This is a genomic window from Streptomyces sp. NPDC050619, assembly GCF_040654815.1.
Classification (GTDB): Bacteria; Actinomycetota; Actinomycetes; order Streptomycetales; family Streptomycetaceae; genus Streptomyces.
Map to the genome: position 1 here is coordinate 1 of NZ_JBFAIR010000088.1, position 12035 is coordinate 12035.

The following is a 12035-nucleotide window of genomic DNA, read 5'->3' on the forward strand; positions in this document are numbered from 1 at the left end:
GCGCTGGCCGGCGCGGTGGCGCGGTGGCGGCCGGAGTACGCCACCGGCGTGCTCGTCGACATCGAGGGCCACGGCCGGGAGGCACTGGCCGACGGAGTGGATCTGTCACGCACGATCGGCTGGTTCACCGGCGTACATCCGGTCCGGGTCGCCGCGGGCGATGCGGATCTCGCCGAGGCGCGGGCGGGCGGTCCGGCGGCGGGCGCTCTGCTGAAGGCGGTCAAGGAACAGCTCCAGAGGGTTCCGGGCGACGGACTCGGCTACGGGCTGCTGCGCCATCTGAACACGCGCACCGCCCCGGAGCTGGCCGCGCTGCCGACACCGCAGATCGGCTTCAACTACCTGGGCCGGTTCCCCGCCGGGGCCGTCACCGGCGAACCGGGCGCCTGGGAGCCGGCCGGCGAGACGGGCCCGGGCGGTGCCGCCGACCCGCACGCCCCGGCCGCCCACGCGCTGGCGGCCGGCGCGATCGTCCACGACACCCCGCACGGCCCTGAACTGACCCTGTCGCTGGCCTGGCCAGGCGGCCTGCTGGACCACGCGCAAGGCGCGGCACTCGGCCGCCAGTGGCTGGACGTCCTCACCGGACTCGCCGCGCACACGGACGGCGACCCGGCCGCCGGCGGCCACACCCCCTCCGACTTCCCCCTGCTCGACCTCGCCCAGGACGAGGTCGAGGAATTCGAAGCGCTGGCGGCAGAACGCGAAGGAGAAGACCCGCTGTGAAGACGCCCACTTCGCCGGCCTCCACCGGCGCCAAGGGAAACGCCCTCGCCGAAGTCTGGCCGCTCTCTCCGCTGCAGGAAGGCCTGCTCTTCCACACCTCCTTCGACGGCGAAGGCCCGAACGTCTATGCCCTGCAGACGGTGATCTCGATCACCGGGCCGCTGGACCCGGCCCGCTTCCGGGCCTCCTGGCAGGCGCTGCTGGACCGGCACGCGGCACTGCGGGCGAGCTTCCACGAGCGCAAGTCGGGAGCACCGGTCCAGCTCATCGCCCGTAAGGTGCGACTGCCCTGGCGGGAGACCGACCTGTCCGGCGTGGCGGAGGCCGAGCGGACGGCCAGGGCAGCCGAACTCGCCGCACAGGAGCACGCGAAGCGGCTGGACCTGTCGGCCGCGCCGCTGCTGCGGCTGCTGCTGATCCGGCTCGCCGACCAACAGCACCAGCTGGTGCTGACGACCCACCACATCCTGATGGACGGCTGGTCGATGCCGGTGCTGCTCGACGAGCTGGCCGCGGTGTACGCGGCCGACGGCGACAGCCGGACGCTGCCCCCAGCGGCCGGCTACCGGGACTATCTGGCCTGGCTGAACCGCCAGGACAAGGCGGCGGCACGAGCCGCCTGGCAGACCGAGTTGGCCGGCGCCGAAGAACCGACGCTGGTAGCGGCCGCCGACCCGAAGCGGACCGCGGTCCTGCCGCAGGAGTGCCGCCTCGACCTTTCCGAGCCCGCCACCCGGGCCCTCACGGAGCTGGCCCGCACCCATGGCCTGACCGTGAACACGGTGGTGCAGGGCGCCTGGGCGCTGGTGCTCGCGCGGCTGGCACGCCGCCGCGACGTGGTCTTCGGGGCCACCGTTGCGGGCCGGCCGGCGGAGCTGCCCGGGGCGGAGTCCATGGTCGGACTGCTCATCAACACCCTGCCGGTACGAGTCCGCCTGCGGCCCGAACTGCCGGTGCTGAAACTGCTCACCGGACTGCAGCAGCGTCAGTCGGAGCTGATGGCACACCAGCACCTCGGCCTGGCGGAGATCCAGCGTGCGGCCGGACCGGGCGCGGGCTTCGACACGCTGGTCGTGTACGAGAGCTTTCCCAGGGCCCCGGAACCGCGGAGAGACCGCACCGAGACCTACACCATCTCCGGCGGCGAGACCCGCCAGGCCACGAACTATCCCCTCACCGTGGGGGTGACCCCGCACGACCGGCTGCGGATCGAGCTGGCTTACCGGCCCGATCTGTTCGAGGAGCGGGAGGCCGAGCGGATCGTCCGCCGGTTGGTTCGGGTGTTGGAGCAGGTGGTGGCGGATCCGCGGGTGCGGGTGAGTGAGATCGAGCTGCTTGGTGCGGATGAGTGGGCGCGGGTGGTGGGGGAGTGGAATGCCACGGCGCGGCCGGTTGGGTCGGAGACGGTGGTGGAGCGTATCGGGGCGCGGGCGGTTGGGGCTCCGGGTGTGGTCGCGGTGCGGTGCGGTTCCGAGGTTGTGTCGTATGGGGAGTTGGAGGTCTGGTCGAATCGGCTGGCCTGGTATTTGCGTCGGCAGGGTGTGCGTGGGGAGTGGCGGGTGGGTCTGCGGTTGCCGCGGGGTGTGGACATGGTGGTGTCGATGCTGGCGGTGTGGAAGGCCGGGGGTGCGTATGTGCCGTTGGATCCGGAGTATCCGGCGGACCGCCTGGAGTTCATGACGGTCGACAGCGGCGCGTCGGTGGTGATCGACGCGGAGTGGCTGGCCGAGGCGCGGGCAGCGGTCGCCGCGGAGTCCGGCCTACCGCTGGAAGCAGCCCTGGATCCCGATCAGTTGGCGTATGTGATCTACACCTCGGGGTCCACGGGGCGGCCGAAGGGTGTGGCGGTTCCGCATCGGGGTGTGGCCAATCTGGTTGAGGCGATGGGTTCGGTGCTGGGTGCGGGGCCGGGTGAGGTGACGTTGCAGTTCGCGTCGTTCAGCTTCGACGCTTCGGTGCTGGATGTGGCCGTGACGCTGGCGTCGGGTGGCACCCTGTCGATCGCCGCGAGTGAGGAGCGCACCGATCCGCAGGCCCTGGCCGCCATGGTCGAGCGAAGTGGTGTCACCGTCGCGAGCGTGGTGCCGTCGCTGCTGTCCGTGCTCGATCCGAAGACGGTCCCGGGGGTGCGGAACTGGGTGCTGGGTGCCGAGCGCCTGACCGCGGATCTCGCCGCCAAGTGGCGTGCCCAGGCGGGGCTGTGGAACACCTACGGGCCCACCGAAGCAACCGTCATGACCACGGCTGTGGCGCTCGAGGAGGGCATCAGCCCGGACGATCAGCCGCCGGCGATCGGCCGCCCGTTGCCCAACACCCAGGCGTACGTCCTGGACGACTTCCTGCGCCCGGTGCCGATCGGCGCCACCGGCGAGGTGTATCTCGCCGGTCCGGGTCTGGCCCGCGGCTACCTGGGCCGCCGGGAGCTGACCGCGGAACGGTTCGTGGCCTGCCCGTACGCCGAGGGCGCCCGCATGTACCGCACCGGTGACCTGGCGAAGTGGAGTGACGACGGACTGCTGCACTTCCAGGGCCGCGCGGATGAGCAGGTGAAGATCCGCGGCTTCCGCATCGAACTCGGCGAGATCGAGTCGGTCCTCACCGCCCACCCCGACGTCGCCCAGGCCACCGTCATCGCCCGCGACGACCGCATAGCCGCCTACACCGTGTCCCAGGCGCAGCTGGACCCCGCCGCCCTACGCGAGTTCACCGCCACCCGCCTCCCCGACTACATGGTCCCGGCCACCATCACGATCCTGGACACCCTGCCCCTCACCCCCAACGGCAAGATCGACAAAGCCGCGCTGCCCGCCCCAGACGTCGCCTGTGAGCCGAGCCGTACGCCGTCGACGCCTGTCGAGGAACTCCTGTGCAGCTTGTTCGCGGAGGTGCTGGGCGCGGGCGAGGTCGGGGTGGACGATGACTTCTTCCAGCTCGGTGGCGATTCGATCATGTCGATGCAGTTGGCGTCGCGGGTGCGCCGGGCGGGTTGGATGGTGTCGCCGCGGCAGGTCTTCGAGGAGCGAACCCCGGCCGGTCTGGCGCGAGTCGTCGCAGCGACGGACGGCGAGGCATCGGCGGTGGACGCGTCCGGCGTGGGGGAGATCGCCTTCACCCCGGTGATGCGATCGCTCGGCAACGCCGTCACAGCGGCTGGCTTCGCGCAGTGGATGGTCGTCGGCGCGCCCCCAGAGCTGCGTCTTGAGACGCTGACCGCCGGCGTGGCCGCGCTACTGGACGCGCATGACATCCTCCGCGCCCGGCTGCTTGCCGCCGAGTCGAAGCTGGTGGTGCCGGAGCCGGGCTCGACCGACGTACCGACGCTCATATCTCGCGTAGACGCGGCAAACGTGCCGGTGGGGGCGCTGGACGCGCTGGTGGCCGCCCAGGCCGAGGCGGCCGTCGGCCGGCTGGATCCTGGGGCCGGAGTGATGGTGCAGGTGGTGTGGCTGGACGCCGGACCCGAGCGGGTGGGCCGGCTGGTGATCGTCGCGCATCACCTCGCCGTGGACGGGGTGTCGTGGCGGGTCCTGCTGCCGGATCTGCGGGCTGCCTGCGAGGCGGCGGCGGCCGGCCGGGAGCCGGTCCTGGACCCGGTGGGTACGTCGTTCCGCCGCTGGTCGCAGCTGCTGTCCGCCGAGGCCGTCGGCGAGCACCGGACGGCGGAACTCCCGGCCTGGAAGCAGCTCCTGGCCGCCGGCGAGCCGCTGCTGGGACGGCGCCCTCTGGACCCCGCGCAGGACACGGAGTCGACCACGATCCGGCGCCGCTGGCTGGTGCCGGCTGCCACGGCCGATACGCTCGTCGCCCGCACTCCGGCCGTCTTCCACTGCGGTGTGCAAGAGGTGCTGCTGGCGGCACTGGCGGGCGCGGTGGCGCAGTGGCGGTCGGAGTACGGCGCCGGCCTGCTCGTCGACGTCGAGGGGCACGGCCGGGGGCAGCTGCACGACACCGTAGATCTGTCGCGGACCGTGGGCTGGTTCGCCAGTACGCGCCCCGTCCGGCTGCGCGTCGGCACCACCGGCCCGGCCCAGGCGCGGACGGGCGGGCCAGCCGCGGGCACCCTGCTCAAGGCGGTGAAGGAGCAGGCCAAGGCCGCGGCCGGGGACGGGCTCGGCTTTGAGCTGCTGCGCTACCTGAACCCCGAGACCGCACCCTTACTCGCCGGGCTGCCCGCCCCGCAGATCGGCTTCAACTACCTCGGCCGCTTCCCCGCCGGCGACTCCGGCGGACCGCCCGCCGCGTGGGAGCCGGCCGGCGAGTCGGCGCTGGGCGGCGCGGCCCCGCCGGGCATGCCGGCGCGGCACGCCCTGGAGGCCGGCGCCCTGGTCCGGGACACCCCCAGCGGACCGGAGCTGTCACTGTCGCTGGCCTGGCCCAGCGGGCTGCTGGAGGCGGCCGACGCCGACCGGCTGGGGCTCGGCTGGCTTGATCTGCTGGCGGGACTGGCCGCCCACACCACGGCCGACCCGGCCGCCGGCGGCCACACCCCCTCCGACTTCCCCCTGCTCGACCTCGCCCAGGACGAGGTCGACGATCTCGAGTCCGAATTCGCCGACGACCGCGCGTAAGTCACTCGGCCCAGGCAACTGTGAGGAGAAAAACCCGATGGCCCGAGCTCGTGTCGAGGACGTTTGGCCGCTGTCGCCGCTGCAGGAAGGGCTGCTGTTCCACGCTTCGTTCGACGACCAGGGCGCCGATGTGTACCAGGGCCAGCGTGGCGTCGACCTGATCGGGCCCCTGGACGCCGACGTGCTGCGCGCCTCCTGGCAGGCGCTGCTGGACCGGCACGGCGCGCTGCGGGCGAGCTTCCGGCGGCGGAGCTCAGGCGAACCGGTGCAGGTCATCGCCCGCGAGGTGACCTTGCCCTGGCAGCACGCGGACGTCAGCGGGCTGGCGGAAGCCGACGCGGCCGCCGAGGTCGAGCGGCGGTGCGCGGTGGAACTGCGGGAGCGCTTCGACCCGGCGACGCCGCCGCTGCTGCGACTGCTCCTCATCCGCCTCGCCGAAGACCGCCACCGGCTCGTGCTGACTAGCCACCACGTCCTCATGGACGGCTGGTCGCTGCCCGTGCTCTTCGGTGAGCTGGCGGCCATCTACGCGGCCGGCGGCGATGCGAGCGGATTGCCCAAAGCCACCTCGTACCGGGAGTACCTGGCCTGGCTGCAGCGCCAGGACAAGCCGGCTGCGCGGGCGGCCTGGCAGGCGGAACTCGCCGGTGCCGAAGAGCCGACGCTGGTCGCCCCGGCCGACCCGGGCAGGCGTCCCGGCGAGCCGGCGAACCTCGTCACCGACCTCTCGGCGGAGCTGACCCAGGACCTCACCCGGCTGGCCCGCGGCCAGGGCGTGACCCTCAACACCGTGATCCAGACGGCCTGGGCGCTGGTTCTGGGGCAGCTGACCGGCCGCACGGATGTGGTGTTCGGCGCGACCGCCGCCGGGCGGCCCGCGGAACTGCCCGGTGTGGAGTCCATGGTCGGCCTCTTCATGAACACCCTCCCCGTGCGGGTACGCCTCGAGGCCGCCCAACCGGTCGCCCAACTCCTCGCCGACCTGCAGCAACGCCAGTCCGCGCTGATGGCGCACCAGCACCTCGGACTGCCCGAGGTGCAGCGGCTGGCCGGTCCGGGCGGCGTCTTCGACACGATCGTGGTGTACGAGAACTACCCCAGCCCGCCGAAGGAGGAGCCCGCCCCGGAACGCCTCGAAATCCGCCGCACACCGGCGGTGCGGGACGCCTCTCACTATCCGCTCGCGCTGATCGTGGCGCCCGAGGAGCGGATGCATCTCAAGCTGGACTACCAGGAGGAGCTGTTCGGGCGGGAAGACGTCGCCGCGATCGTCCGCCGGTTGGTGCGGGTGTTGGAGCAGGTGGCGGCGGATCCGCGGGTGCGGGTGAGCGAGCTTGACTTGCTTGGTGCGGATGAGTGGGCGCGGGTGGTGGGGGAGTTCAACGCCACGGCGCGGCCGGTTGGGTCGGAGACGGTGGTGGAGCGTATCGGGGCGCGGGCGGTTGGGGCTCCGGGTGTGGTCGCGGTGCGGTGCGGTTCCGAGGTTGTGTCGTATGGGGAGTTGGAGGTCTGGTCGAATCGGCTGGCGCGCTACCTGCGTGGGCTTGGGGTGGGACGGGAGTCGCGGGTGGGTCTGCGGTTGCCGCGGGGTGTCGGCATGGTGGTGTCGATGCTGGCGGTGTGGAAGGCCGGGGGTGCTTACGTGCCGTTGGATCCGGAGTATCCCGCCGAACGGCTGGAGTTCATGGTCGCGTCCAGTGAGGCGCAGGTCGTGCTGGACACTGCCGTGCTGGCGGGTGCGCAGGAGGCGATTGCCGCGGAGTCTGCCCTTCCGCTCGAAGTGGAGATAGATCCTGATCAGTTGGCGTATGTGATCTACACCTCGGGGTCCACGGGGCGGCCGAAGGGTGTGGCGGTTCCGCATCGGGGTGTGGCCAATCTGGTTGAGGCGATGGGTTCGGTGCTGGGTGCGGGGCCGGGCGAGGTGACGTTGCAGTTCGCGTCGTTCAGCTTCGACGCTTCGGTGCTGGATGTCGCCGCCACCCTGGCGACCGGCGGCACTCTGGCGATCGTCGCGAGTGAGGAGCGTACTGACCCGCAGGCCCTGGCTGAGATGATCCGCAGGGCCGGGGTGACGGTGGCCAGTGTGGTGCCGTCGCTGCTGTCCGTGCTCGATCCGAAGACGGTGCCGGGGGTACGGAACTGGGTGCTGGGTGCCGAGCGCCTGACCGCCGACCTGGCCGCCAAGTGGCGTGCCCAGGCGGGGCTGTGGAACACCTACGGGCCCACCGAGGCGACCGTGATGACTACGGCTGTGGCGGTCGAGGAGGGCATCAGCCCGGACGGTCAGCCGCCGGCGATCGGCCGCCCGTTGCCCAACACCCAGGCGTACGTCCTGGACGACTTCCTGCGCCCGGTGCCGATCGGTGTCATCGGCGAGGTGTATCTCGCCGGTCCGGGTCTGGCCCGCGGCTACCTGGGCCGCCGGGAGCTGACCGCGGAACGGTTCGTGGCCTGCCCGTACGCCGAGGGTGCACGCATGTACCGCACCGGTGACCTGGCGAAGTGGAGTGGCGACGGGCTGCTGCACTTCCAGGGCCGCGCTGATGAGCAGGTGAAGATCCGCGGCTTCCGCATCGAACTCGGCGAGATCGAGTCGGTCCTCACCGCCCACCCCGATGTCGCCCAGGCCACCGTCATCGCCCGCGACGACCGCATAGCCGCGTATCTGGTCGCCGCCGACCCCGACCTGAGCACGGCCGCCGTACGGGAGTTCGCGGCTGCCCGCCTCCCCGCGTACATGGTCCCGGCCGCGGTGACGGTGCTGGACGCCCTGCCGCTCACTCCCAACGGCAAGGTCGACAAGGCGGCGCTGCCCGCGCTTGAGTACGGGGCCGGCCAGGGGCGGGCGGCCGCGACACCCGTGGAGGAGATTCTGTGCGGGCTGTTCGCCGATGTGCTGGGCGTGGAACGGGTGGGACCGGACGACGGCTTCTTCGAGCTCGGTGGCGACTCGCTGCTGGGGATGCGGCTCGTCGCCCGTATCCGGGCGGTGCTGGACGCGAAGGTGAGCATCCGCGACCTGTTCGGCGCGCCATCGGTCGCCGGGCTGGCGCGACAGCTCGCCGGTGCCGTCGAACGCAAGCGGCTGGAACTGCTGCCGCAGCCGCGCCCCGATCAGGTGCCGGTCTCGTACGCGCAGCGCCGGATGTGGTTCCTGAACCGGTTGGCCGAGGCCGACTCGGAGGCGGCGGGGGCGTACAACCTGCCGCTGGCGCTGCGGATGGAGGGTGAGCTGGATCTGCAGGCGCTGGAGGCGGCGCTCGGCGACGTCGCGGACCGGCACGAGAGCCTGCGCACCGTCTTCCCTGATGCGGACGGCGAGCCGTGGCAGCAGGTGCTGGAGGGCGCGGCCGGGCGACCGGCGCTGGACGTGCGGCAGGCTGATCCGGCACAGCTGGACGAGCTGATCATTTCGGCTTCAGGCCGTGGCTTCGACTTGAGTGTGGAGTTGCCGTGGCGGGTGTCGTTGCTGCGGGTGGCGCCGGGGGAGTTTGTACTGCTGTTGGTGGTGCATCACATTGCTTCGGATGGTTGGTCGATGGGGGTGCTGGCGCGGGATCTGCGGGCGGCGTACGAGGCGCGGTGCGAGGGTCGGGCGCCGGGATGGGTGCCGTTGCCGGTGCAGTATGCGGACTATGCGCTGTGGCAGCGGGAGGCGTTGGGTGACCCGGGTGATCCGGAGAGTGTGATCAGCGGGCAGCTGGCGTACTGGAAGGACGCGCTGGCCGATGCCCCGCCGGAGCTGGCGCTGCCGGTGGACCGCGCTCGCAGGGGCGAACCCTCCTTCCAGGGCGGCAGCGTGCCGGTCTCGGTGGATGCGGACACGCACGTGCGCCTGGCGGCGCTGGCGGCCCGCGGCCGGGCGACGATGTTCATGCTGGTGCATGCCGCTCTGTCGGTGCTGCTGTCGCGGATGGGCGCCGGGTCGGACATCCCCGTGGGCACCGGGATCGCGGGGCGCGGGGACGCACAGCTGGAGGGGCTGTCGGGGTTCTTCGTGAACACGCTGGTGCTGCGGGCGGATCTGGAAGGTGATCCGTCGTTCGCCGAGGTGCTACGGCGGGTGCGGGAGGCGGACCTGGCGGCGTACGCGCATCCGGATGTGCCCTTCGAGCGGCTGGTGGAGGAGCTGAACCCGGCACGCTCGCTGTCACGCAACCCCCTGTTCCAGGTGATGCTCGCGCTACAGAACGTACCCGAGGCCGAATGGCAGCTCCCCGGCCTGCGAGTCACCCCGCTCCCGCCCGTGGCGGAGTTGCCGGCGCGGTTCGACCTCTCCGTGACGTTGGGTGAGCGGCGGGCTGCGGACGGCTCTCCGGCGGGTCTTGGGGGCGGGATCCTGTACGCGGCGGATCTCTTCGACGAATCGACCGTGCGGTCCCTCGGCGACCGTCTCGTACGGGTGCTGGAGCAGGTGGCCGCCGATCCGCAGGTGCGGCTGAGCGAGATCGACGTACTCGACGCGGATGAGCGGGCGCGGGTGGTGGGGGAGTGGAACGCCGACACCCGGCCGGTCGGGTCGGCCACGGTAGTGGAGGCCATCGCGGCGCAGGCAGTTCGGGCTCCGGAGGCGTGTGCGGTGCGGTGTGGGGCGGAGGCCGTCTCGTATGGGGAGTTGGATGCCCGGTCGAATCGGCTGGCCTGGTATTTGCGTCGTCGGGGTGTGCGTGGGGAGTGGCGGGTGGGTCTGCGGTTGCCGCGGGGTGTGGACATGGTGGTGTCGATGCTGGGGGTGTGGAAGGCCGGGGGTGCGTATGTGCCGTTGGATCCGGAGTATCCGGCGGACCGCTTGGAGTTCATGACGGTCGACAGCGGCGCGTCGGTGGTGATCGATTCGGAGTGGCTGGCCGAGGCGCGGGCGGCGGTCGCCGAGGAGTCCGGCCTACCGCTGGAAGCAGCCCTGGATCTCGATCAGTTGGCGTATGTGATCTACACCTCGGGGTCCACTGGGTGGCCGAAGGGTGTGGCGGTCTCGCATCGGGGTGTGGCCAATCTGGTTGAGGCGATGGGTTCGGTGCTGGGTGCGGGGCCGGGTGAGGTGACGTTGCAGTTCGCGTCGTTCAGCTTCGACGCTTCGGTGCTGGATGTGGCCGTGACGCTGGCGTCGGGTGGCACTCTGGCGATCGCCGCGAGTGAGGAGCGCACCGATCCGCAGGCCCTGGCTGAGATGATCCGCAGGGCCGGGGTGACGGTGGCCAGTGTGGTGCCGTCGCTGTTGTCCGTGCTCGATCCGAAGACGGTCCCGGGGGTACGGAACTGGGTGCTGGGTGCCGAGCGCCTGACCGCGGATCTCGCCGCCAAGTGGCGTGCCCAGGCGGGGCTGTGGAACACCTATGGGCCGACCGAGGCGACCGTGATGACTACGGCTGTGGCGCTTGAGGAGGGCATCAGCGCGGACGATCAGCCGCCGGCGATCGGCCGCCCGTTGCCCAACACCCGGGTCTACGTCCTGGACGACTTCCTGCGCCCGGTGCCGATCGGCGCCACCGGCGAGGTGTATCTGGCCGGTCCGGGTCTGGCCCGCGGCTACCTGGGCCGCCGGGAGCTGACCGCGGAACGGTTCGTGGCCTGCCCGTACGCCGAGGGCGGGCGGATGTACCGCACCGGTGACCTGGCGAAGTGGAGTGGCGACGGGCTGCTGCACTTCCAGGGCCGCGCGGATGAGCAGGTGAAGATCCGCGGCTTCCGCATCGAACTCGGCGAGATCGAGTCGGTCCTCGCCGCCCACCCCGATGTCGCCCAGGCCACCGTCATCGCCCGCGACGACCGCATAGCCGCCTACACCGTGTCCCAGGCGCAGCTGGACCCCGCCGCCCTACGCGAGTTCACCGCCACCCGCCTCCCCGACTACATGGTCCCGGCCACCATCACGATCCTGGACACCCTGCCCCTCACCCCCAACGGCAAGATCGACAAAGCAGCCCTCCCCACCCCCGAAACCGCCAACGGCCACGGACGGGCACCATCCACCCCCGTCGAGGAAATCCTCTGCACCCTCTTCGCCGACGTCCTCGGCATCGGCGAGGTCCGTATCGATGACGACTTCTTCCAGCTGGGCGGGGACTCACTGCTCGGCATGCGGCTCGTCGCCCGGATCCGCGCGGCGTTCGACACGGAGCTGAGTATCCGCGACGTCTTCGGCGCACCCACTGTGGCCGGGATCGGCCGGTTGCTCGGCGACGCCGCAGCCGAGAACCGGGTGGCGCTGCGGCCGCAGCCGCGGCCCGGCGACGTGCCACTGTCGTTCGGCCAGCAGCGCATGTGGTTCCTGAGCCGGATGGACGGTGTGGACTCGGAGGCGGCGGGGGCGTACAACCTGCCGCTGGCGCTGCGGATGGAGGGTGAGCTGGATCTGCAGGCGCTGGAGGCGGCGCTCGGCGATGTCGCGGACCGGCACGAGAGCCTGCGCACCGTCTACCCCGACCGGGAGGGCAAGCCCCGCCAGGACGTACTGGCCGGACGTGATGCCCATCCACGGCTGGCCGTCGTGGACACCGAGGAGTCCCGCCTCGACGAGACTCTGGCCGGGCTCAGCGGCCGTGGCTTCGACTTGAGTGTGGAGTTGCCGTGGCGGGTGTCGTTGCTGCGGGTGGCGCCGGGGGAGTTTGTGCTGCTGTTGGTGGTGCATCACATTGCTTCGGACGGTTGGTCGATGGGGGTGCTGGCGCGGGATCTGCGGGCGGCGTACGAGGCGCGGTGCGAGGGTCGGGCGCCGGGATGGGTGCCGTTGCCGGTGCA

Annotated in this window: 3 protein-coding genes; all 3 read left to right on the forward strand. The window is 71.6% G+C overall.

The genetic code is table 11. The features are described 5' to 3' along the window. The coding region (locus tag AB0I77_RS52770; protein WP_363290199.1) for a condensation domain-containing protein at nt 1-726 on the forward strand (726 nt) is incomplete at its 5' end. Next, nucleotides 723-5294, forward strand: a complete 4572-nt coding sequence (locus AB0I77_RS52775) for an amino acid adenylation domain-containing protein (RefSeq protein ID WP_363290200.1) — start codon at nt 723-725, stop codon at nt 5292-5294. The genes AB0I77_RS52770 and AB0I77_RS52775, both read left to right, overlap by 4 nt. 37 nt (nt 5295-5331) lie before the next feature. Further along, nucleotides 5332-12035: amino acid adenylation domain-containing protein (locus AB0I77_RS52780; RefSeq protein WP_363290202.1), on the forward strand; the 6704-nt coding region annotated here is incomplete at its 3' end.